At 69.1% G+C, this 23170-nt stretch carries 17 protein-coding genes, 1 tRNA gene, 1 other RNA gene and 2 pseudogenes; 12 read left to right on the forward strand and 9 right to left on the reverse strand.

Annotated elements, in window-relative coordinates:
* Positions 1-1359: 1359 nt before the first annotated feature.
* Positions 1360-2880: pseudogene (locus tag NB3_RS34945) on the reverse strand (DNA polymerase III subunit gamma and tau); the annotation flags it as partial.
* A gap of 407 nt (positions 2881-3287) precedes the next feature.
* On the opposite strand from NB3_RS34945, the gene NB3_RS09640 reads away from it, so the two are divergent.
* From NB3_RS09640 to NB3_RS09655, 4 genes are all read left to right on the forward strand, one after another.
* A complete protein-coding gene (locus NB3_RS09640; protein WP_244891830.1) occupies positions 3288-4151 on the forward strand; it encodes a hypothetical protein in 864 nt (287 codons plus the stop codon).
* Between the two features lie 80 nt (positions 4152-4231).
* The gene (locus NB3_RS09645; RefSeq protein ID WP_067799799.1) at positions 4232-6478 is read left to right on the forward strand and encodes an MMPL family transporter; all 2247 of its coding nucleotides are present in this window, start codon (positions 4232-4234) and stop codon (positions 6476-6478) included.
* Complete coding sequence (locus NB3_RS09650) at positions 6475-7161, forward strand: TetR/AcrR family transcriptional regulator (protein WP_067799802.1); 687 nt, start codon at positions 6475-6477, stop codon at positions 7159-7161. The genes NB3_RS09645 and NB3_RS09650 overlap by 4 nt, the downstream gene beginning before the upstream one ends.
* Before the next feature lie 85 nt (positions 7162-7246).
* Positions 7247-8563 carry an ammonium transporter gene (locus NB3_RS09655; protein ID WP_067799805.1) on the forward strand — a complete coding sequence of 439 codons (1317 nt, stop codon included), beginning with the start codon at positions 7247-7249 and terminating at the stop codon, positions 8561-8563.
* A gap of 150 nt (positions 8564-8713) precedes the next feature.
* Here the strand turns inward: NB3_RS09655 and NB3_RS09660 are convergent, their stop codons facing one another.
* The gene (locus NB3_RS09660) at positions 8714-9565 is read right to left on the reverse strand and encodes a neutral zinc metallopeptidase (RefSeq protein ID WP_244891831.1); all 852 of its coding nucleotides are present in this window, start codon (positions 9563-9565) and stop codon (positions 8714-8716) included.
* A gap of 352 nt (positions 9566-9917) precedes the next feature.
* On the opposite strand from NB3_RS09660, the gene NB3_RS09665 reads away from it, so the two are divergent.
* Positions 9918-11549, forward strand: a complete 1632-nt coding sequence (locus NB3_RS09665; protein ID WP_067799811.1) for a DUF2207 family protein — start codon at positions 9918-9920, stop codon at positions 11547-11549.
* A 61-nt stretch (positions 11550-11610) separates the two neighbouring features.
* Here the strand turns inward: NB3_RS09665 and NB3_RS09670 are convergent, their stop codons facing one another.
* The 3 genes from NB3_RS09670 to NB3_RS09680 form a co-directional block, all read right to left on the reverse strand.
* Positions 11611-12885: an ROK family transcriptional regulator gene (locus NB3_RS09670; RefSeq protein WP_067799814.1), complete on the reverse strand. Its 1275-nt coding sequence runs from the start codon at positions 12883-12885 to the stop codon at positions 11611-11613.
* A gap of 342 nt (positions 12886-13227) precedes the next feature.
* Positions 13228-13938 carry a DUF8020 domain-containing protein gene (locus tag NB3_RS09675; protein ID WP_067799816.1) on the reverse strand — a complete coding sequence of 237 codons (711 nt, stop codon included), beginning with the start codon at positions 13936-13938 and terminating at the stop codon, positions 13228-13230.
* Between the two features lie 125 nt (positions 13939-14063).
* Positions 14064-14639: an HhH-GPD-type base excision DNA repair protein gene (locus tag NB3_RS09680; RefSeq protein ID WP_067799819.1), complete on the reverse strand. Its 576-nt coding sequence runs from the start codon at positions 14637-14639 to the stop codon at positions 14064-14066.
* 217 nt (positions 14640-14856) lie between these two features.
* On the opposite strand from NB3_RS09680, the gene NB3_RS09685 reads away from it, so the two are divergent.
* A complete protein-coding gene (locus NB3_RS09685) occupies positions 14857-15663 on the forward strand; it encodes a methyltransferase domain-containing protein (protein ID WP_067799822.1) in 807 nt (268 codons plus the stop codon).
* Between the two features lie 8 nt (positions 15664-15671).
* On the forward strand, positions 15672-16112 hold the full coding sequence (locus tag NB3_RS09690; RefSeq protein WP_067799825.1) for an SRPBCC family protein: 441 nt from the start codon (positions 15672-15674) through the stop codon (positions 16110-16112).
* A gap of 163 nt (positions 16113-16275) precedes the next feature.
* Here the strand turns inward: NB3_RS09690 and NB3_RS09695 are convergent, their stop codons facing one another.
* Both NB3_RS09695 and ffs read right to left on the reverse strand, forming a co-directional pair.
* On the reverse strand, positions 16276-17565 hold the full coding sequence (locus NB3_RS09695; RefSeq protein ID WP_067799828.1) for an aspartate aminotransferase type Ic: 1290 nt from the start codon (positions 17563-17565) through the stop codon (positions 16276-16278).
* A gap of 212 nt (positions 17566-17777) precedes the next feature.
* Positions 17778-17872: signal recognition particle sRNA small type (gene ffs, locus NB3_RS09700), an RNA gene on the reverse strand.
* Between the two features lie 127 nt (positions 17873-17999).
* Here ffs and NB3_RS09705 point away from each other — a divergent pair.
* Together NB3_RS09705 and NB3_RS34950 are read left to right on the forward strand one after the other, a co-directional pair.
* Positions 18000-18087, forward strand: a tRNA-Ser gene (locus NB3_RS09705).
* A gap of 398 nt (positions 18088-18485) precedes the next feature.
* A complete protein-coding gene (locus tag NB3_RS34950) occupies positions 18486-19190 on the forward strand; it encodes a hypothetical protein (protein WP_157111678.1) in 705 nt (234 codons plus the stop codon).
* A 124-nt stretch (positions 19191-19314) separates the two neighbouring features.
* Here NB3_RS34950 and cutA read toward each other — a convergent pair whose 3' ends face one another.
* Positions 19315-19647: a divalent-cation tolerance protein CutA gene (gene cutA, locus NB3_RS09715; RefSeq protein WP_067799835.1), complete on the reverse strand. Its 333-nt coding sequence runs from the start codon at positions 19645-19647 to the stop codon at positions 19315-19317.
* An 81-nt stretch (positions 19648-19728) separates the two neighbouring features.
* On the opposite strand from cutA, the gene NB3_RS09720 reads away from it, so the two are divergent.
* Both NB3_RS09720 and NB3_RS09725 read left to right on the forward strand, forming a co-directional pair.
* Positions 19729-20343, forward strand: coding sequence for a type 2 periplasmic-binding domain-containing protein (locus NB3_RS09720; RefSeq protein WP_244891832.1), 615 nt, complete (start codon positions 19729-19731; stop codon positions 20341-20343).
* A 100-nt stretch (positions 20344-20443) separates the two neighbouring features.
* Positions 20444-21082, forward strand: a complete 639-nt coding sequence (locus tag NB3_RS09725) for a hypothetical protein (protein ID WP_157111680.1) — start codon at positions 20444-20446, stop codon at positions 21080-21082.
* An 11-nt stretch (positions 21083-21093) separates the two neighbouring features.
* Here the strand turns inward: NB3_RS09725 and NB3_RS09730 are convergent, their stop codons facing one another.
* Positions 21094-22593 carry a WS/DGAT domain-containing protein gene (locus tag NB3_RS09730; protein ID WP_244891835.1) on the reverse strand — a complete coding sequence of 500 codons (1500 nt, stop codon included), beginning with the start codon at positions 22591-22593 and terminating at the stop codon, positions 21094-21096.
* 173 nt (positions 22594-22766) lie between these two features.
* Between NB3_RS09730 and NB3_RS09735 the strand changes: the two are divergent.
* A pseudogene (locus NB3_RS09735) lies at positions 22767-23170 on the forward strand (cytochrome bc1 complex cytochrome b subunit); the annotation flags it as partial.

The raw sequence follows: 23170 nt of genomic DNA on the forward strand, positions 1-23170 counted from the left end.
GGGTAGGTCGGGGTAGTCGGGCGGCGGGATATCGTCGTCCGCCGGATACGGGCGCTGGTCGGAGCCGCCGGGCCGGGAACGCCCCGCGCCGCCCGCCTTGTCGGCGTTCGCGTTCTTCGCCTGGCTCGGGCGGGAGAAGCGCGGCGCGGGCGCGGCCGTGCCGCGGCTCGCCGCGTTGCCGGATTCACGTCCCGGCTGGTTGCCCGCCTGCCCGCGGGTCCGGTTCGCCGCCCCGCCCGAGCGCGGAGCCGCGGCGGGCCGTTGCGGCGCGCCGCCCGCCTCCCAGCGCACCTCGTGGTCGCGCCCGAGCACCGCCCGCACCGCCGACCGGACCGCCTCGAGATTGCGCGGATCGGACAGGCGCTGGGCCAGCGGCGCGTGCTGGTGGGCGAAGACGATCACCTCGCCCTCCACCCTGGCGACGGACGCACCGGCGAGCATCGCCTGCACGGCCGCACCGAATTCACGCACCTTGGCCCGAATATCCGCCCACGCGGCTTCCACTTCACGCAACAGATCACCGCTCGGCACGGCAGCGGGACCGACGGCAGGCTCCGGCGCGGACGTGGGGGCGGCCGGTGCGTCGGACCGATCTCGATCGGCCTGCCCGGCGACAGGGGTCCGGGCGGCGCCCTGATCGCGCCGGGCAGCGGCATCCCGCGCCGCACCGAAGTCGGCCACACCCTGATCGCGCCCGGCGGCCACATCCCGCCCCGCACCCGAATCGGTGCCACCGTGACCACTCCCCGCAGCCACATCTCGCCCCACGCTGGAGTCGGCCACCCCCAGATCGCGCCCAGCAGCCGCACCCCGCGCCGCACCGGAGTCGGCCACGCCCTGATCGCGCCCTGCGGCTACATCCCGCCCCGCACCCGAATCGGTGCCACCGTGACCACTCCCCGCAGCCACATCTCGCCCCACGCTGGAGTCGGCCACGCCCAGATCGCGCCCAACAGCCGCACTGGAGTCGGCGACACTGTGACTACGCCCAGCAGCCGGATCGGCGGTATGCGACGCCGCCTGCGCGCCCGCCGCCCGGGAACCCGTTGCTTGCGCCGACGGCCGCGCTGCGGCGTCGGAGGGGTGTTGCGCCGCAGCCGATTCGGGAGAACCTGCGCGGCTCGCCGCGTCACCGGTCGGCCCGGAAGGCACAGGCATGGAGCCCGGCAGGTCGGCCGACCCGACCGTCGAGGCACTCCGCTCAGCGGTCGCGCTCGACCCTTCCGCTGACATCCCCCCTGCCGACCCGCTCTCGGACAGCGCAGCAGACTCCGGTCGCAGAACCGGAACAGCCGGATCCGCGCCGCCTTCCGACTCCGCGGCCGACGCGATCGATACTTCGGAAAGCTCACCACCGGCAGGCATCGGCCGACTCGCGGATGCCCCACCACCGGCAGCCGGTCCGCTACCTGGCGCCGCCACACCGGAGCCTGCCGCGCCATCACCTGGCCCGTCACCGATCTGCGCTGAGCGCTCAGCGATCTCGGCCTCAGCGGACGATCCCGCAGCGGACACCGGCCCCTCGGGACCACCGCTCTGCGCCGGACCGTTCGCGGGAGCGGCGCCACCAGATCCAGCCGCGCCCTCCGAGCGGCCGCGGCTCTCACGGCGAATCGCGGCCAGCGCCTCCGCACCCCGGCGACGCGGCGGTTCCGACGGCGCACCGGCCACCGACGGCGGCACGGGAGCAGCCCCGGGCGCGGCCGAAGCCGGGGCGATGGAACCACCGGCCAGACCGCGCTCTAGCCGCTCCAGCCGTTGCAGGGTGGCGGATTCCGCGTCGGACACCGAGGGCAGCAGCATGCGCGCGCACACGACTTCGAGCAGCAGTCGTGGCGCCGTGGCGCCGCGCATCTCCCCGAGACCTTCGTGCAGCAGCTGGGCGTAACGGGTCAGCGTGGCCGAACCCAATCGCTCGGCTTGGTCGCGCATCCGGTCGAGCACGTCGCCTGGGCCGGTGACCAGGCCGCGGTCGGTGGCGTCGGGCACCGCACGCAGCAGGATCAGGTCGCGGAAGCGATCGAGCAGGTCGGCGGCGAAACGGCGCGGATCGTGACCGGCCTCCATCACCCGGTCGACGGTGCCGAACAACGCGGCGCCGTCGTAGGCGGCCAGCGCCTCGACCGCGTCATCGATCAGCGCCACGTCGGTCACGCCGAGCAGGGAGACCGCGCGGGCGTACGTGACACCCTCGGGGCCCGCGCCCGCGAGCAGTTGGTCCAGCACGCTCAGGCTGTCGCGCGGCGAACCGCCGCCCGCGCGAATCACCAAGGGGTACACCGCTTCTTCGACCGGCACGTGCTCCTGCTCGCAGATCCGTCCGAGCAGTCCGCGCATGGTGGCCGGCGGCAGCAGCCGGAACGGATAGTGATGCGTGCGCGAACGGATGGTCGGCAGCACCTTGTCGGGCTCGGTGGTCGCGAAGATGAAGATCAGGTGGGCAGGCGGCTCCTCGACGATCTTGAGCAGCGCGTTGAATCCCGCCGTGGTCACCATGTGCGCCTCGTCGACGATGAACACGCGGTACCTGGACTCCGCGGGCGCGTAGAAGGCGCGGTCGCGCAATTCCCTGGTGTCGTCGACGCCGCCGTGGCTCGCGGCGTCGAGTTCGATGACGTCCAGGTTGCCCGGGCCGCCCGGCCCGAGCGCCACGCACGACGGGCAGGTGCCGCACGGCGTCGAAGTGGGCCCGTCCACGCAGTTCAGCGAGCGGGCGAGGATGCGCGCGGAGGACGTCTTGCCGCAGCCGCGTGGACCGGAGAACAGATAGGCATGACTGATCCGCCCCGTGTCGAGCGCGGTGCTCAGCGGGTCGGTGACGTGCTCCTGACCCACCACCTCAGCGAACGTTGCCGGTCGGTACTTCCGGTACAGAGCCACGGCCAGAGGTTACCGGCGACCACCGACACGCACATGCCCGCCCTTCGCCCCGGTCAGCGGCCCGCGGACGGCCAAGAATGTGATGCAAGTCACAACCTACGCGCTGTCTTCTTCGGCGGCCGACTGGGACATGCCCAGCAGCAACCTTAGAGCTATCGCTCATGCTGCGTGAGCGAATACCGGACGCACCCGCCGCGGCATCCCGCCCGGGCCGGAAAAGATGGACTCACACCCCGATTTACCTCGACTTTTTGGAAATAACGAAACCGTCACCATGGGTGACATGGATGCAATCGTCTGGCTAACGTGGCAGACGGCAACTTCGGTAGCCAAACCTTCATCAGGTTGGTGACCCCGGCCGGTCCCTCATCCCGACCGGGGCACAACCAGCAAAGCTCGGCCCACGGGTGACCAGCGCCAATTCCCCCACTTACACCGGAGGATTGTCCACCGTGTCGTGTGACGACATCGCCGCCGCCTGGCTGTCCAGCACCGATTTCGCCGGCGACCGCTCCGCCGTCGCCCTCTTGAGCCGCGCCATCAGCCCCCAGGAGTTCGCGATCAAGCGCGACTCGCTGCCGGTGACCGCGGCCGCCGATCCCGCCACCGCCGCCGCCATCCTCGAACTCCTCGAACGCGGCCAGGTGCCGACCATGGCGGCGATCCGCACGCTGACCGCGCAGAACGAGATGCGCCGCGAGGCCGAGCGCATCGAACGTCTCGGCCGCCGCGCCCAGCGCAGCATCGACGACTTCGGCCGGGTGCTCGCCAAACTGGCGGACGCGCACTGGACCGCGCACGGCTACGGTCCCACCCGCCGCGACGTACTGTGCACCGAACAGATCATGACGCTGATCCGCACCCGCGTCGGCAATATCGCGCCGTCGGCGGTCAAACATCTCTGGCTCATCGAGCGGGCCCAGCGCGCGGGGTGGATCGCCTCCAACGCCAATCCCCGGTCCCTGTGCGCCGGGCGGCGTTTCTACGCCGCCCAGTACGGCAATCGGGTGTCGTTGCGCCCGGTGAACACCATCGGCACCGTGATCGCGACGTATCTCGCGGACTACCAGGCCGAACACGGCCGCCCGCCGCGCTGGTCGGTGGTCGCCCAGGAACTGCGGGACGACCGGGGCCGCCGGATCTTCCACAACACCGCCGACGCTCGCGCGCAGCAACTGTGGCTGACCACCGCGGAGTGGGTGGAGATGCACGACGACCTTCCGGTGCCCGGCCGCAGAGGCCTGCGGGCGATCCGCAAGTTCCGCGGCTAGTTTCAGGGCCCACCGTGGCGGTCGACACCTTAGGTTAACGGCGTTACTCTAACGTCGTTAACCTAGCGAGCGGAGCCGCGATGCTGACCCGGATGGCGCGATTCATCACCCGATCTCCGCGCGCCGTGCTGGCCGCGGCGCTCGCCGTCGCCGTGCTGTGCGGCGTCTTCGGCGCCACCGCGCCCGCGCACTTGAAGTCCGGCGGGTTCACCTCCGACGACGCCGAGTCCGCCCGCGTCGCCCAGCTGATCGCCGACAACTTCGCCGGCGCGGCGCCCAACTTCGTCCTGCTGGTCAGCTCGGACGCCGGGGCGGACGATCCGGCCACCAAGGCGGCGGGCGCGGGGCTGGCCGATGCGCTGAAATCCCGCACGGACGTGCGGGGCGTCCAGTCGTACTGGACCACGCCGCAGCCACTGGCGAACGCGTTGCGCAGCACCGACGGCAAGAGCGCCCTGGTGGTCGCCTTCATCGACGGCGACGAGACCCAGGTGCAGCAGACCGCGAGCGAACTGGAACGGCAGTTCGCGGGCGTCGCGAACGGCATCACGGTGCGGCAAGGCGGCATCGCCGCGATCTATCACGACGTCACCGAGCAGACCACCCGCGACCTCGCCCTCGCCGAGGGCGTCGCGGTGCCGCTGTCGATGATCGTGCTGATCCTGGTGTTCGGCAGCCTGGTCGCCGCGTCCCTCCCGCTGGCCATCGGGGTGTTCGCCATCCTGGCGACGCTGGCGCTGCTGCGCATGTTCACCCTGTTCACCGACGTCTCGATCTACGCGCTCAACATGACGACGGCGATGGGCCTCGCGCTGGCCATCGACTCCAGCCTGTTCATTGTCAGCCGTTTCCGGGAAGAACTCGCCAACGGCCTGGATCCGGCCGCTGCCACCATCCGGTCCGTGCAGACCGCGGGGCGCACCGTGCTGTTCTCCGCGCTCACCGTCGCGTTGTCGATGGCCGTGCTGAGCGTGTTCGACCTGTACTTCCTCAAGAGCTTCGCCTACGCGGGCGTCGCGGTGGTCGCCGCCGCCGCGATCGCGTCGATCGTGGTGCTGCCCGCGGCGTTGGTGCTGCTCGGCCCTCGGGTGAACGCACTCGACCTGCGGGCTCCGTTGCGTCGCCTGTTCGGTCGCGGCGCGCCCGCGCCCGGCCCGCAGGCGCCGGAGGACACCGGCTGGTACCGGCTGGCCGAATGGGTGATGCGGCACGCGGCGCCGGTCGCGGTCGCGATCATCGCGCTGCTGCTCGCGCTCGGCGCGCCGTTCCTTTCGGTGAAGTTCGGCTATCCCGACGACCGGGTGCTGCCGGACTCCGCCGCGAGCCGCCAGGTCGGCGACGCACTGCGGACCGAGTTTCCGCAGGCCGATCCGGTCGCGAGCACGACGATCGTGCTGGACGGCTATCGCGGCGACAGCGCGGCGCTCGGCGGATACGCCGCGGAACTGTCGAAAGTGCAGGGCGTGCCCGCGGTGCTGTCCGCCGCGGGCGTCTACGTGACCGGCGCGCGAGTCGCGCCGCCGCCGCCGGGAATGAGCAACGACACCGGGACCTACCTGAGCGTCGCGACCAAGCTCGATCCGTTCTCGCCCGCCGGTGACCGGCAGCTGAAAGCGATCCGGGCGATCCCGGCGCCGGGCGACGCGCTCTACGGCGGCGCCGCGGCGGCCAACGCCGACTCGCTGCAGGCGCTGGCCGCCCGGCTCCCGCTCGCCGCCGCCCTGATCGCGCTGGCGACGTTCGTCGTGCTGTTCCTGTTCACCGGCAGCGTCGTGCTGCCGATCAAAGCGCTCGTGCTGAACACGCTGTCCCTGGCCGCCGCGTTCGGCGCGATGGTGTGGGTGTTCCAGGAAGGCCACCTGTCCGGCCTGCTCGGTTTCACCGCGGTCGGCTACCTGGTGCCGACCATGCCCATCCTGATGTTCTGCCTGGCCTTCGGCCTGTCCATGGACTACGAGGTGTTCCTGCTGTCGCGGGTGCGCGAGGAGTGGCTGGCCACGCACGACAACACCCGCGCGGTCGCCATCGGCCTCGCCCGCACCGGCCGCATCTTCACCGCCGCCGCCGCGCTGATGGCCATCGTGCTCGGCGCTCTGGTCACAGCGAAGGTGTCGTTCATGCAGCTGCTCGGCCTCGGCCTCACGCTGACCGTGCTGGCCGACGCCACGCTCATCCGCGGCCTGCTCGCGCCCGCGCTCATGCGCCTGCTCGGACCGGCCAACTGGTGGGCGCCGGCCCCGCTGGCCCGGCTGCACGCCAAGATCGGGCTGACCGAAGGCGAGGAGGACGCCGCCGCACGCCCGCTGGAAACCGCGGGCCGCGCATGATCGGTGGCAGGCGTCCGCGGTCGCCCCGCGGTTCCGGAGCCGAGCTGCGCGAGGAGATCCTGCGGGCCACGGCCGAGCTGCTCACCAGGACCGGGCACGCAGAAGCCGTCTCGATCCGCGCGGTGAGCAAGCTGGTCGGGGTGAGCGCGCCCTCGATCTACCGGCACTTCGCCGACAAGGACGAACTCATCGATGCGGTCGTCGCCCAGGTCTTCGAAGACCTCGCCGACGCGATGCGGGCCGCCACCGACCCCGCGACCTCCCCGCTGACCCAGCTGCACGACCAAGGCATGGCCTATATCCGCTTCGCCCTCGAGCATCCCGAGCAATACCGGCTGGCGACCGCGCCCACCGAGACCGGAGGCGCGGTGGACCAGGTGCTCACCAGCGGGGCTTTCCAGCATTTCGCCGCCACCGTGCGCAAATGCATGGACGAGGGGACGATCGCGCCGCGCGACCCGCTGCCGATCGTGCTGGAACTGTGGTCGGTCGGCCACGGTATCGCCTCCCTCCTGCTCGCCAAACCCTTCCTGCCCTGGGGTGACGCGGAAGCGACCGCGTCACGCGTGATGGGCGCGGCATGCATCGGCTACACCGTGCTCGACCTGGTCGGCGCGGACCCGCCCACGCCGGACGCGGTGGCGGCGTGGCTGCGCGGTGTCCGCACCGACCGACCGTCCTGATGACCGTGTCTCGACCGATCGGCTGTCGGTCCGCGAGCGACCATTCGGTAACCTCGCAGCGCACGCGCGCCGAAGGAGTAACCCCGTGTCATCGACCATCGACCCCGCGGCCACCGCCTGGCTGCTGATCAGCACGGCGCTCGTCCTGCTGATGACCCCCGGCCTGGCCATCTTCTACGGCGGCATGGTGCGCTCGACCGGCGTGCTGAACATGCTGATGATGAACTTCATCGCGATTCCGCTCGTTACCGTGACCTGGCTACTTCTCGGCTACAGCCTCGCCTTCGGGGCCGACGCGGGCGGCGGCCTGATCGGCGGCCTCGATCACCTGGGCATGGCGGGCATCGATCCGGGTTCGGTGCACGGCTCGGTGCCGGAGCTGCTGTTCGTCACGTTCCAGCTCACCTTCGCCGTCCTCACCGCGGCGCTGGTCAGCGGCGCCATCGCCGACCGCGCCAAGTTCTCCGCCTGGATGATCTTCGTGCCGGTGTGGGCGCTGGCGGTGTACGCGCCGATCGCCCACTGGGTGTGGGGCCCGGACGGCTGGCTCGCGCGGTTCGGCGCGCTGGACTACGCGGGCGGCCTGGTGGTGGAGATCGCCTCCGGCGCGTCGGCGCTTGCCCTCGCGCTCGTGCTGGGCCCGCGCATCGGGTTCCGCACCGACGCGATGCGCCCGCACAATCTGCCCTTCGTGCTGCTCGGCGCCGGCCTGCTGTGGTTCGGCTGGTTCGGCTTCAACGCCGGTTCGGCGCTCGCGGCCAACGGCCTCGCCGCGGCCGTCTTCCTGAACACGCTGGTGGCGGGCTGCCTCGGCATGCTCGGCTGGCTCGCGGTGGAGCAGATCCGCGACGGCAGGCCGACCACCTTCGGCGCCGCCTCCGGCGTGGTGGCCGGGCTGGTCGCCATCACTCCCTCCTGCGGGTCGGTCAACACCCTCGGCGCGCTGCTGGTCGGGCTGGCCGCGGGCGTGGTCTGCTCGTTCGCCGTGGGCTGGAAGTTCAAGGCGGGTTACGACGATTCGCTCGACGTGGTGGGCGTGCACTTCGCGGGCGGTGTCGTCGGCACCGTGCTGATCGGCTTGCTCGCCACCGCGGTGATGACCGGCGGCGTCGACGGTCTGTTCTTCGGCGGTGGACTCGCCCAGCTGGGCAAGCAGCTGGTGGCGGTGCTGGTCGTCGCGGCCTACGCCTTCGGCGTCTCGTTCGCGCTCGGCAAGGGCATCGACCGGCTCGTCGGCTTCCGGGTCAGCAAAGAGGACGAGACCGCCGGAATCGACTTCGCCCTGCACGCCGAGACGGCGTATGCCGAAGGTGTGCACGGGCACGCGCCCCGCCGCCTCGGCGAAGGTCACCTCGGGCGTCCGCACACCGATCGCACGGTGGAGGACGATCCGAAATCCTGATCGGCGATCAGTACCCGAACCGGCGGCGCGATCACCTGTTCGCGGTGTGCCGCCTGATTCGCCGAAACGGTCGCCGATCCTCACCGCCGTTGTTGTTTCGTCGATCCGAGATGGTTCGTTCGGCCGCCAGGGGCTTTCGCGCGACTCGGGTCAGCTCACCGAACTCGCCGACGCGGTGAACGTATTGCACTGCGCCGCACGGTTGTTGTCCAAGCCCGCCTCGAACCACCGGCCGCCGTTCTCGGCGGACCCGTGGTCGCGCATGTCCCCGGCTTGGTCGCCGCGGCCGTAGGCGTCCTTGCGGGCCACGGTGAGCTGCGGATCGGTCAGCGAGCCGCCTTTCGACGACGAGGAGAGGTACATGCCGTCGAAACAGTTGGCCTGCAACTCGACTCGGCGAGACAGTTCCAACCCCTTGGCGGTGCGCGGCCCCGCGTCGGCCCGCTCGCTGTTGGCCTTACGCAGGATGCCGGACATCGCCTGCACGTGATGTCCGTACTCGTGCGCGAACACCGAGAGGTAGACCACCCAGTTGTCCCGGAAGTATTCCGTCTGCAACTGGCTGATCGGCATGTAGATGGTCTTGTTCGCCGGGCAGTAGAACGCGGCGAAATTGCTGGTCGAGCCGGTGCACGGCGTGGTGATGCCGGTCGTGGTCGCGCTGACGTTCAGCGCGGGCGGCTGGAACGGCAGATTCGCCTCGCGCAGCACGGGTTTCCACGCCGACTCCAGGCAGGACGCGGCGCTTTCGAAGAACTTGCGGGCGGCGTCGACCTGGGTGCCCCACGGCGAGTAATCACACCGCGCCGGGACGAGTGTCGCGCTCGGGTCGGTGAGCAGCGGGTTGGCGCCGGTTTCCGAAGGGCCGCTCGCGCCGTCCGGCTGGGCGTCGAACGTGAAGCTCGGCCGCGAGCCGGACGCGTCGCTGTCGCGCCCCACCGAGATCGCGTTGCGCACCAGCCCCGCCGCGACCAGGAACACGACGACGACCAGCAGCACCACCCATCCGCCACCGCCTCGTTTGCGCTGCGGGGGGTAGGGAGGCCGACCGGGCGGGCCATAGGGCATCGGCGGAGGGACCGGAGGGCTGTAACCCGGCGGCGGGCCGTAACCGGGCTGCGCATATCCCGGCGGCGGACGGTAGCCGGGCGGCGGGCCGTATCCAGGTGGCGGACCGTAACCGGGGCGCGGTCCATGGGGCGCACCGTGTCCCGGCGGCGGAGGGACCGGATGCCCCCGGTGCGGAACCGGTCCGTGTCCGTACGGTGGTTGTGTCACGCCCCCGTACCCCCTCGTCTCAGTGATCGCCGACAGCCGCTGACGCAGGATAGCAAGCTGTCTAGAGTAGGCAGCCATGCTGACTTTTCGGGGGGCCGCCCTAGGCGCGCTGCTTCTCGCCGTCGCGGCAATGTTCGTGGCGGCCCCGGTCGCCGAGGCCGAGCCCGCGCCCGACGGCGTGACCATCACCGCCGATCTGAAGCTGAATCGCGAGGGTGTCCTCGAAGTCGTCGAACAGATCGCGGTGCCGCCGGACGGATCGTTCCGGATGTCGCTTCCGTTGCGGCTAAAAGTGAGCGACGACGCGGAGCGCGTCTTCCGGGTCACCGATGTGAACACCGAAGGCCCCGGGACCGCCACCGTCGCGAACGACCAGTTCACCATCGAGGCGCGGCCGGGCACGTCCACCTTTCAGTACTCCGTGCAGAACACCGTCAGTGACGCGCCGGGCACTCAGGTGTTCCATTGGCTCGGCGTGCTCGGCGCCGACATCGCCTCCATCAGCGCCTCGCTGATCAGCCCGAGCTTCGAAATGGGCATCGTCGACTGCAAACTCGGTCCGCCCGGCAACACCCGGCCGTGCGCCGACGTGAAGATCGAGTCCGACGGCGTTCTCTTCCTCGAGCAGACCGACCTGCACAAGGGCGACGCGATCGACCTGACGCTGCAGTTGCCGCCCGGCACCGTGCCGAGCAACGCCGACGTGCGCGGCGGCGGCGACGCGGGCCCGTTCGCGATCACCGCGCCGGTGCTCGTGGCGTTCGGCGTGCTGCTGCTCGCGCTGGCGGGACTGGCCGCCTTCGTCCTGCGCGCCCGCCGTCAGGACGCGGCGATCGGCGGCGGTTCGGAGACCATCGATCCGCTGCTGCGCGAAGGCGATCGAGTGCAGTTCACCTCTCCCGATGGCGCGCTGCCCGGTGAGGCCGGTCTGTTGCTGGACGGGCACGTCGATCCGGTCGATATCGCCGCTACCGTGGTGGATCTCGCGGTGCGCCGGTACATCCGGATCACACCGCTCAGCGACAGCGACTGGCGGATCACCCGGGTCAATACGCCCGACGATCAGCTGCGCGACTACGAAAAGGCGGTCTACCAGGCGTTGCTGCCCGGTGGCGCCGATGCCGTGACACTGGGCGAGCTGCGCGCGCCTGGGCGGGTGGCCTCCGGTCCGGTCCGCGCCGCCTTGATCGCCGACGCCGTCGCCCGCGGCAACTTCCTCGATCGCCGCCGTCCCGGCCTCGCGGTGTGGCTCGGTGGGGTGCTGGTGGTCGCGGGCCTCGCGGTGACCGTCACGCTCGCGCTCACCTCCGGGCACGCCCTGGTCGGTGTCGCCATCGCGCTCGGCGGGGTCGCGACCCTGCTCGCACCGAAGTACCTGCCGGTGCGGACGACCAGCGGGCTGGAACTCGCCCGGCAGATCCGCGCGTTGCAGCGCGGCTTGGAAAACATTCGGCGCGAACAGATCCCGCCGATCGACCAGGAGACGGTGTTCTCCCGAGCCCTGCCGTTCACGGTGCTCGGCGCGCGTGCCGACAACTGGATCCGCGTCTTCCGCGACCTCGATCCCTCGGCCGACGCGCAGCCCGGCCTCTACTGGTTCGGCGGATTCGAACGCGACCGCAACCTGCAACGGTTCGCGAGCCACTTCCCGTTCTTCATCACCGCGTTGGAAGGCCTGTTCGCGACCGCGGGCGACCCGCATCGATAACGCCGCGGACGCACGAGAAGGGCGACCGGACAGCGCGTCCGGTCGCCCTTCGTCGTAGTGCTCAGTCGATCGACGCGGTGCGCCGGATCGCGGCCAGCGGATCAGCGTAGAGGACGCTCAGCGAGGTCACCACGGCGGCGTATTCCTGCACCTTGCCGCCGAATCCGCTGATGCGGATATCGGTAGGCGGCAGCGTCGAACCCTGGTTGAACGCCCGCGCCACATGCGCGACCGCCGGGCGGTAACCGGTGAAGGCCTGGCCGCCGAGGATGACCCGATCGGGGTTGAGCATGTCGCGCACCATCGCCACGGTGTGGCCGAGGATGGTGGCCCGCTCCGCGAGCAGCTCGCGGGCGGATTCCGAACCGGCCTCCGCGGCGCGGTACAGATCCGCGATGGTCGAGCCCGCGGTCCCGTTGTGGGCCGGGATGATGCCGCGGCCGACAGCCCTGGAGTGCAGCGACCGATCGCCGACGGTCACCTCCAAGCAGCCACGCCGTCCGCAGGTGCATTCCACGTCCGACCCCGTCGGCAGGTGCGCGATCGATCCGGGGCCGTTACTCGGCGTGTGCACGCGACCGTCCAAAGTCACCGCGATACCGGCGGTCTCACGCACGTAGAAGTACAGGCTGCTGCCCCGCTCGACGCGGGCTTGGTCCTTCGGCTCACCGGTGGGCAGCAACAGCTCCGAGCCCGCCATCGCCTCGACGTGCGGCGCGACCGAGACGGGCAACTCCAGCACCTCGCCGAGCACCGAACCGACCTGTGCGCCACGCCATTCCAGCTTCGGGTGGTCGACGACGCCGGTCAGCGGGTCGACCCGGCCACCGATCGCGACACCGGCCCACAGCGCCTTGCGCCGGTGCCAGCGCTGCAGGAACGCCTTCGCGCTGCGGGCGACGGTGACGGTGGCGAATTCCTGGCCGGTCTGCGGGGTGGCGATGGCAAGGCCGCCGAGGATGCGGCCGCGCAGATCGGCGGCGACGATCTTGGTGACCGCGGCGCCGATGTGGATGCCGATGGTCAGGTAGGCGTCGTGATCGATTTCGAAGGGGACGCGGGGGCGTCCGACCGCACCCGAGGCCGTCAGGTCGGGGCGTTCGCGCAGCAGGCCTGCCGCGAGCAGTGCGGACACCTGGCGGTTGACCGTGGCGATACTCAAACCCGTTGTGCGCGCGGCGTTGTCGCGAGAGACGGGACCACCGGTCGCGGCGCGCAGCACCGCGGCCGCCGGGTTGTCGCCGATGCGCAGTTCAGGGGCGACAACCGGGCGCTGGACGCGGGTACGGCTGCCCGCAACCCTGGAGACGGATCGTTCAAGGGTGGGAAGGGACATTGTGCAGATCCTTGCTGAAGTCCCGTAATCGAACGGGACGTGCCTACATGGGCGGCGAGGCAGCAAACGAGCAGGAAAGACAGCTCAGCTGCAGCAAGAGAGACGACACAGTTCGCGTGTCAACGGCAGCCGCAGACCCAGCGCGGCGGTCACGTAAGTGACGCGCAGGAGGTTCCATCGGCCGGCAGACATGTCATTTAAATTAACACCGATATCCATGACACACCAACCCTCGACGCGCCGTTGTGCGCACCCGCACATTGTTTTCCCAGGTCGCGAGGACACAAAAAGACCCCGCTCCCCCGGAACCCGGACGGAGCGGAGTCTTTTCACGCGGAAGGATTACTTCGGTGCGACGAACGGCTGATTGATCGTCGTGAAGTACTGGATCGCGGCGGCGATGGCGACCGGGGCGGTGACCAGGATCTGGCCCGCGAGGGTGCCGAGCGCGCCGACGGCGATGATGCCGCCGAGGCAGCCGATGGCCGCGGCCGGGATGAAGGCGCCGAACAGGCCGACGATCGCGGCGGAGGCGACGGTCGCGCCCGCGATGCCGCCGAGGACGCAGCCGACGGCGCCGCCAGCGATGCCGCCGACGAGCGTTCCGATGGTGGCTCCGGCGGCGATCGTGCTGGTCAGGCGGGTCCAAGCGGCGACCTCACGGTCGTACTCGGTCTTCCACGGCGCCTTGTCCTCGTAGGGAAGGGCGACCGGCTTGTAGACCGCGTGTTCCCGGTCGAACACGGGCGTCAGCGTCGCGGTGCGGCCGGAAACCGCTGCGGCGATCGGAAATTCGAAGTCCTCGAGCTGAAACCTCAGCGGCTGCGCCGCGAGGACGGTACCGTTGGAGGCCTTGACCTCCAGCACCTCGTTCTCGACCACCAGCGAGCCCGCGTCGATTTCGATGATCGACTGGGTATCGGTCGCGTGCGCGGTGAAATTGATCGCGCTTTCCGTACTTTCTTCCGCCGGGGCGGCGCCGGACGTACCAGCGGCCACTCCGGTCGCAATGGTCACCAGCGCCGCCACCACGGCGAGCTTCCTCATCCTCATGTCCTGCAATCCCTCATCTCAGGTGGAGCCGTACCAGCCAAAAGCATCGGGCAACGGCTCTGCGAGAACGAGGAAAAAACGCAGGGCGATTTCAAATAGGCAACCGGGGAGTTACGAGTACGGAACTACTTCGCTTTGGCCGCCGCTTTCGCCTGCTTCTTGAATTCCCTTACCTGCGCTAGGGATTCGGCGTCGGTGACGTCGGCAACCGAACGGCGCGAGCCCTCGTCGCCGTACGCGCCCGCCGCGGCGCGCCAGCCTTCCGGCCGCACGCCCCGCTGCTTGCCCAGGAGAGCCAGGAAGATCTTCGCCTTCTGCTCGCCGTAACCGGGCAGCTCCCGCAGGCGGCGCAGCACCTCTTTGCCGTCCGGGTCGCCCGCGGTCCAGATGTTCTCGGCCTTGCCGTCGTAGTGCTCGATGACGTAGCGGGCCAGCTCCTGCGCACGCCGGGCCATGGACCGGCCGTAGCGGTGGATCGCGGGCGGGGTCGCGGCGAGTTCCTCGAACTCCTGCGGATCGGCCTCGGCGATGCGCTGGATGTCGAACCCGCCCATCCGGTCGGCGATCTTCTTCGGGCCGCGGAAAGCGTGTTCCATCGGGTACTGCTGATCCAGCAGCATGCCGAGCAGCGTGGCGAAATGGTCCTCGGTCAACAGCTGGTCCGCTTCGGCGTCCTGCGCCAAGCACAGCGTGCGCGTCATGCCCTACCTCCTGCTCGGTGTGCTGGGACGGGTCGATCATCTCACCGGAGCCGACGGTGCGGCAGCACCCGGGTCGCCGCCGCCGCACCCGCGTAGTGACTCACCTCACAATGCCTACGCGCGGGTAGATGAGCTGCCGCGTAGGCTCCAGGCCATGCCTCAGACGACGGCGACACCCACCAAGACGACGCCAACGGCCAGGGATGGACACGGGCCCATGAACACCTACGCATTGCGCCCCGATCGATTCGACCGAGCAGGTCAGGACCAACTCGTCGACGTGCGCGACCTCCAGGCCGCGCTGCCAGGCATCCGCCGCTTGCGCACCTGGGCGCACGAAGCGCTCGCACTGCGGCCCGGCGAACACGCCGTCGACATCGGCTCCGGCACCGGGTCGGAGGTCATCACCTTCGCCGAAGCGGTCGGCCCGGACGGCAGCGCGGTCGGCGTCGAGCCGGACCCGCACCTGCTGGCCTCCGCCGAGCGCCGCGCCGCCCAAGCCGGCTCGACGGCCAGATTCCACTCCGGAGATGCCTACGGCGTGCCGTTCGGCGCGGACAGCTTCGACGCCGTCCTGTGCGAGCGCGTCTTCCAGCACCTCACCGCCCCGGCCCGCGCGGCCAACGAGATCGCGCGCGTGCTGCGGCCGGGTGGCCGCGTGGTCGTGGTGGACAGCGACTGGGACACCGCGATCGTGCATCCCGGCAACCGGCGAGTCGTCCGCGAGGTGATCGACACGCTCGTGTCGGCCACCACCAACCCGCTGTCCGGCCGTCGTCTGCCCGGTCTGCTCACCAAAGCGGGCCTTGTGGTCGACGACATCGGCTCGGAGGCTCTGGTGCAGGACCGCCGCGTCGGCGCGGGCTCGCTGATCACCAGGATCTCCGCGATGGCGGTCGCGCGCGGCACGATCACCGAGGCCGAGCGGGAGCAGCTGCTCGCCGACCTCGCGGCGGGCGCAGCCAGCGGCGACATCCATCTCTCGGTGACCATGTTCGCCGTCCTCGCGCACAAACCGCGCTGACCCGGCCCATGGCCGTCGACGTGCGCACCGACGTCGTGATCGACCGATCACGTGAGCTGGTCGCCGCGTATTCGGCCGATCCGGCGCACGCTCCCGCCTGGTACTCGCGCATCCACAGCGTCACCTGGGAAACGGAACCGCCGCTGCGCGTCGGCTCGCGGATGACGTTCGTCGCCCATTTCCTCGGCGGCAGGCTCACCTATACCTACGAGGTGGTCGACTACACGCCCTCCGTCCGGCTGGTGATGCGCACCGCGCAGGGGCCGTTTCCGATGGAGACCACCTACACCTGGGCCGATACGCCGGAGGGCGGTACCAGCATGACGCTGCGCAACCGCGGCGAGCCGAAGGGTTTCCGGAAGCTGGCCGCGCCTGTGCTGGAGGCGGCGATCCGGCGAGCGAACCGCGCGGATCTGGCTCGGCTGAAGGAACTGCTGGAGACCGGGTAGGGCGCTCCCGCGCAGGCAAGGGCGCGTCCGCCGGATGGTCCGCCGATACCGCCGACTGCGCGGCGCAGAGCCCGCCGTGTCGGCCGAGCCCGCGCCCATTCCACCCGCCATAGATAGACAGCGCCCGGCACGATTGCCGTGCCGGGCGGTCAGCGTTCCGGTCCTACTTGCCGAGCAGCTTCTCGGTGGCCGCCAGCAGCACGCAGGTGGCCAGGCCGTCCATCGCCTTCTCCAGCTCGGGCAGCTTCGGGAAGCTGGGCGCGATGCGGATGTTCTTGTCCTCGGGATCGTTCCGGTAGGGGAAGGCCGAACCGGCGGCGGTGAGCGCGATGCCCGCCTCCTTGGCGAGGGCGATCACCCGCGCCGCGGTGCCCTCGAGCACGTCCAGGCTGATGAAGTAGCCGCCCTTGGGCTCGGTCCAGGAGGCCACCTTGGACGCGCCGAGGCGGTCCTCGAGGATCTTCAGCACCAGGGCGAACTTCGGCTCCAGGATGGCGCGGTGCTTCTGCATGTGCGCGCGCACGCCGTCGGCGTCGCCGAAGAAGCGCAGGTGGCGCAGCTGGTTGATCTTGTCCGGACCGATGCTCTTCTTCGAGGCGTGGCTCAGGTACCAGTCCAGGTTCGCGGTGGACCCGCCGATGAAGCTCACGCCCGCGCCGGCGAAGGTGATCTTCGAGGTGGAGGCGAACACCAAGGGGCGGTTCGGGTTACCCGCGGCGGCGGCCAAGCCGAGCACGTCGATCACCGGGGCCGCCGTGTCGGTGAGCGGATGCACCGCGTACGCGTTGTCCCAGAACAGCCGGAAGTCGGGCGCCGCGGCCGGCATCGAGACGAGTTCGCGGACAACGTCTTCGGAGAAGACGACGCCGGTCGGGTTGGAGTAGTTCGGCACCGCCCACAGGCCCTTGATCTGCGGGTCGTTCGCCAGCAGCTCGGCGATGGCGTGGGTGTCGGGGCCGTCGTGCCGCATCGGGATCGGGATCATCTCGAAGCCGAGCGCCTCGGTGATCGCGAAGTGCCGGTCGTAGCCGGGGGCCGGGCACAGGAACTTCAGAGTGTCCTCGGCGGCCCAGCGACGCTCGGAATCATTGGTGCCGTACAGCATCGCGTAGGCGATCACGTCGTGCATCAGCTCGAGGCTGGCGTTGTTGCCCGCGAGCAGGTTGTCCACCGGGATGTTGAGCAGCTCGCCGAAGATGGCGCGCAGTTCCGGGAGGCCGTGCAGGCCACCGTAGTTACGGCAATCGGTGCCGGTGCCGTCGCGGAAATCACCGTCGCCGGGCAGGTTCAGCAGATCGGCGGACAGGTCGAGTTGCTCCGGCGAAGGTTTCCCCCGGGTCAGGTCCAGCGTCAGCTTCTCGGTCTTGAGCGTCGCGTAGTTCGCGGTCTGGGTGTCGTGCTCGAGCACGAGCTCCTCATGGCTCATCAAACCGATCTGCGTTTGCCGGGGCATCCTGGGCAGCCTTTCAAGCAGCGAAGGGACGATGGTTGGCCGGACCGATGTGCGGCGGCGACCGAACAGTTGTCCGTGCAGACGCACATGCATCCGCGGACGGTGTTCACGTTACCCGTGCGGCGCCCGGAATTGGAGGCGTTATCCGGGGATGGAATGTCGGCCGCTGCCCCACCGGCTCGACGAAGGCGAGCCGCCCCGCAAGGTCTTTGAAAGGGGGACCCCGCGCACCCGGCAGAGCCCGTTGACCCTTGCTGCCTTCCGGCCCTGGGGGGGTTCACAGGATGCGCGCCGCGCGGGATCCGTCGGCCAGTGTAGCGCCTCCTGCCCACAAACCCATCTTCCGGGTCCACCACCCCCGCCGACCAGGCACTTCACCCACGTCACCCCACCTATTTGGCGACCGGCCGGGGGCTACCGGTATGCTGCTCCACGGAGGATTCGCCTAGTGGCCTATGGCGCTCGCCTGGAACGCGGGTTGGGTTAACGCCCTCAGGGGTTCAAATCCCCTATCCTCCGCCACGAAAGGGCCGGGTCAGGAGTGGTTTTCCCACTCCCGACCCGGCCTTTTGGCAACAGTGGTCGACACAGCGCATTTCGGCGGACGCCGGTCCGCCGCGAGGACGATCCCACGGCCGACACCCGGAGAACACAAGAGCCGTCGCGGCAGCACTCCGATCGGACCGACACAAGACCGGGTACGGCCGGGCCGATCCGAGCCGCCGACCACCGGGCCGATGTGACTCGCAGCACTCGCACCGCCGGTCGGACAGCGGAGGGCCCACCAGGTCGACCCATTCCCGCGATTCTGCCGGATGATCAGCGATAAATAAGCAATAGACAAGATTGGGAAAGCGCGTTGCGGGTATGGCTCGCAACCGAGCATAAAGAGTCATTTCCTGCACTTGCTGGGAGTGAAAATGGCCCATGATCCAGCCTCTCGACCCGATCGAGACGAAACCGCAACGAATCCGCCGCCGCAACCCACGGCAGACCAGGATGAGACGGACTCGACGGCCACTCGACAGTTACCCGAGGACAGGAATGCGCGGACGGACACCACCACTCGAAGCGCGCGCTACGCCCTGGTCGCCGCTTTGTGCGCGGCACTGATTTCCAGCATCGTCTCAGCCACAGCGGCGGTGTACGTCAGTGTCAACTCCGCAGATCGCGAGGATCGGCTCACAACAGTGAAGTTCCTGCGAGAAGATCGCCAGAAGTCGTATCATGACTTCCTCGCGAACATGCTCGACTTCATAAACAAGTCCGGCGGAATGATAGGATATCTTCGAGGCGAGAATTTCGATGGCTTTCGCTCGGCAATAGTGGATTTCAACCACAGTGCAACCGAATTCATCGCTTCGATCGAAATCGCCATCATAACATCGACCGACAATATGGTCACAGTGCTACAAAAGTTCATGCCAGCTACCCAGGAATGGTTCGATCAGCACTGGGCGCCATTCATCGACAAACATTTGAAGGCGGGTCGGCAGCCCGCCACCGAAACGGATGAATGGAAAGGCGACCTCGCGGCCCTGCAGACCGCCTTCACGAACTTCACAACGCAACTAGACCGTCTCTCGACGGAGTTCATCGATCAGAGCCGCAAGGATCTCTACTAGCGACAACCTCTCCGTATCGTCCCGGTCTCCCTGTCGCATCCAAGGCTCGAACGACCGATGCGTCAACCCGCCGGAGTGCGTGGTGGTGCCCAGCTCTGGTCACGCGCTCGAGCAGTCAGGGTTCCTACTCCGACGCGTTTGTAGAGCGGGCCACCCAGCTCCCGTATTCCTCCGGGTACCACTCGATCGGTTGGCCCACCAACTCCGGGTTGTCCCATGGGTGCAGTTCTTTGATCCGTTCCGCGAGTTTGTCTCGCGCAGCGTCAGAGGTACGGAGTTCGACACGCCATTCATGTCCGTCGCCGAGTTCGCCGAGATGCCAGAACACCGACTTGATCGGCCCCGTGATGAACGCCCCGGCCGCCAACTGCTCGGACACCACGGCGCGAGCGATCTCTCGGGCCGCTTCCTCGGTCGGCGTGGTTGTCGTCACCGACCACACACTCGGGATTGCCATCGCGCCAGCCTAGCGAGGGGCACACGATAGGGCTTCATCATCCGATGCAGTTCGTCGCAGAGGACAAAATGGCAGATACCAGTGCCGAGCCTCGACGCGGTTCGGCATCAGCGCCAACCATGTCGCAAAGAGATCAGCGAAGGTATACAACCGCACGGGGCGGTTCGGAGCGGATGCGGCCGCTGGTTGCGGCGACAGCATAGGAGAGAACATCGCATGGTGCGGATCGGCGTCACGGGGCACATGAACATCACCGCGGCTACTGAACCGTTGGTGTACGACGCGGTGCGTTCGCTGCTGGACGTGCACGATCCAAGTGATCTGGTCGGGGTGAGTTGCATTGCGCGTGGCTCGGATTCCGTGTTCGCGCGGGCGGTGCTCGATGCAGGTGGGCGGCTGGAGGTGGTGTTGCCGTCCCGGAATTACCGGGAGCGGAAAGTTGAGCCGGATCACGCCGAGTTGTTCGACGAGCTGGTGAAGAACGCGGCCGAGGTGCGGGTGATGGATTTCGACGACGCGGGCCGTGACGCGTACGAAGCGGCCAACGATGCCGTGGTCGGGTCGGTCGATCGGCTGGTGGCCGTGTGGGATGGCGATGCCGGGCAGAAGGCGGGCACGGGGACGGTGGTGGAACTCGCGCGTCAACGTGGTGTGCCGGTCGATGTCGTGTGGCCGGAAGGCGCCGCGCGGGGCTGACGCCGGTCGACCGTCGGGATTTCCTCCCGAGTTGCCGGATGAGCCGGATTCGCTCGATCTGGGCTGTGCGACTTCCCATTCCGATGGAATGATCTTCTCCGTGACTCAGTGGCTTCCGCTCTTCGGTTCTCTCATCGTTGCCATTGCGGCATTGGTCGGCGTGCTGGTCAACAACCGCACGAACCGTGCGGCGCTCACCGCCGCGGACGAGCGGAACCGGGTCACGCTGGACGCGGCGCAGCGCAGCGTGGAGGCGACCAACGCGGCGGCCGAGCGGCGGGAGCACGACAAGTGGCGGCGGGAATCGGTGCTGACCGCGGTGTCGTCCGTGCTGTCCATCTCGAGCGACGTCCGCCAGCAGTTGCTGCACTGCGAGCACTGGGAGGCCGACGAACTGGACGACGTCGACGCGGAGATCCGGCAGCTCGTCACCGGCTCGCGTGGCTACATCAGCAACCTGCGCGTCCTGTCGCATCGCAAGATCCCCAATCGCTGCGAGGACCTGATGCGCACGCTCACCGCGGCGCTGAACATCAGTTTGCAGCGCCGCCGGATCGAATTCGACGGCGAGGCCACCGCCGAGGAGATCACCGAGATCCAGGCGCTGTGGTCGCGGGCGATCGAGAACACCGTCGAGGAGGAACGCTCGGTCATCAACGCCACCCGGCTCGAACTGGACATCAAGATCTCCGCCGAGGTGCACCAGGCCGCCCAGCAGCCCGCCCTCGCCCGTTCGTGACCGGCGGCTCGTCACACCGATGGCGACGCCGGAGCCGCCTCGACCAGCGCGCGGTGGACTTCGCACAAGGCGGCACGAAGGTGGGCGGCGTAGGCGTCCAGGTCGGGCAGCACGGCCGGGTCGGCGTGCAGCGAGATGGTGACGGTGTCGCCGATTCCGTGCACACCGTGGGTGAGATGCATGACCGAGCCGATGGCCGGGAACCCGGCCGTGAAACGCACGGCGCCGCCGCCGAAGGACAGATCGGCCGGGCCGCGGTCGACGCTGGAGACGACGGTGTGGCCCGCGATCGAGTCGGGGACGGTGTCGAGGGGGTAGCTGTCTACGTCCCGGCGCAGCAGCGGGGCCGGCATGGCCGCGGTGACCCGGTCCTGCGCGGACAGCAGGGGGTGCAGCGCGCGCACGCGCCGGTCGGCGAGCGCGGCGGCGATCTTGTCGGCGCGCAGGCGCGGATCGGGTTCGTCGACGAAGAGATCGACGCCGAGGCTGCGATAGTTGTTGCGCGGGCGGGCTGCCTCTGGAAGAGCCATCGGCACCTGCGCACCGAGCCGCTCCACCGGCTCGCCGCGCTCGGCCAGGTAGCAGGCGAGCGCCATCGACACCGCGGTCAGCACGACGACCGTGACGGTACGGCCGGGCGCCCGCACGTCAGCGGAGGGGAACACCAGCATGCGCGCTTCGTGTCGCGAGATGCCTTGCGCTGAAGCCTGATTCAGAACAGATGGCGGGAAACCCGTTGCGGGTGGCGGCACTTCGCCCGACGTGGTCGCATCCGCCAGTCGCTGCTGCGCGCGAAACGCCTGGTAGCCGCGCACAGCTGTGACAGCAATCCGAACCGGTGTGCGCAGTACGCCGATCGCCGAGTCCACCAGCACCCCAGCCGACGACCCGCCTGCCGAGAGCGCGTCGCCGATCGCCCGCCCACGTGCCGCGAAATCGCGCGTAGACGACCACCGCGTGGGACTTCTCCGCCGCGACCCGGGCCGGGCCGCGTCCGTCGAACCCGCCGCATCGGCCGCACCGTCGAGCACCGACTCCGTACGGTCGAGAGTCTCGGTGAACAGCGCCCGCGCGATCGCGGCGGCCCGCCGCCCATCGGCCAGCGCATGGGACATCTGCAGCACCACCACCAGCGCGGGCTCGCCTTCCAGCCCGGGTGCGTCAGCGATCGCACGGAACACGTGCAGCCGCCACGGGTGCACGGCGGCATCGACGCCGGTGCCGAGCAGGTTGCCGAGCGACTCCAGGAAGCATGACCAATTACGCTCCGCCAGTTCGTGTTCCACGAGTTGCTGGGCGCCGAATTCGCAGCGGGTCCAGCGCGGGTAATCGATGTCGGCGGGCAGTTCGCGCAGCCGGACCCGTAGGTCGGCGATCCGCGCGCTCCGTTCGGCGACGGCGGCGCGTAGTTCCTCCGTGGGACGGCCGCGATCGGCGAAGCAATACAACAGAAAGAGGTCGTTGCGCGTGCGTTCGGACAGCCAATACATCGTCGCGTCCTGCGGTGCCATCGCGCTCACGAGCAAAACGATATCGACTCGGATCCGATCGCGTCCGGCGGCCCGAGCAATGTGAATGATCTTGTTCCACAATTCCGTCCGGAAAACCCCATCGATTCCGGCACGCGGCTCTGCTACCGTCTGTAGTAGGAACGGATACCACTCACCCAGGCGGGGTGTCGGCCATGGCAATAGATCTAGCGCGCAAAATCGCCAACCAAGCCGATGAGGCGGACGAGCGGTACAAGGCCGCGGCGTTCGTGAAGCGGTCGATCAACAAGGTCTTCCCGACGCATTGGTCGTTCCTGCTCGGCGAGATCGCTCTCTACAGCTTCATCATCCTGCTGCTGTCGGGTGTCTACCTGACGCTGTTCTTCGACCCCTCCATGACGGAGGTCGTCTACAACGGCTCCTACCAGCCGATGCGCGGCGTGACCATGTCGCGCGCCTACGAGACGGCCCTGAATCTCTCCTTCGAAGTCCGCGGCGGCTTGTTCGTGCGACAAGTGCATCACTGGGCGGCGCTGCTGTTCGCGGTGTCGATCATCGTGCATCTGTTCCGGATCTTCTTCACCGGCGCGTTCCGGAA

The sequence above is a fragment of the Nocardia beijingensis NBRC 16342 genome (assembly GCF_001612785.1).
Taxonomy (GTDB): Bacteria; Actinomycetota; Actinomycetes; order Mycobacteriales; family Mycobacteriaceae; genus Nocardia; species Nocardia beijingensis.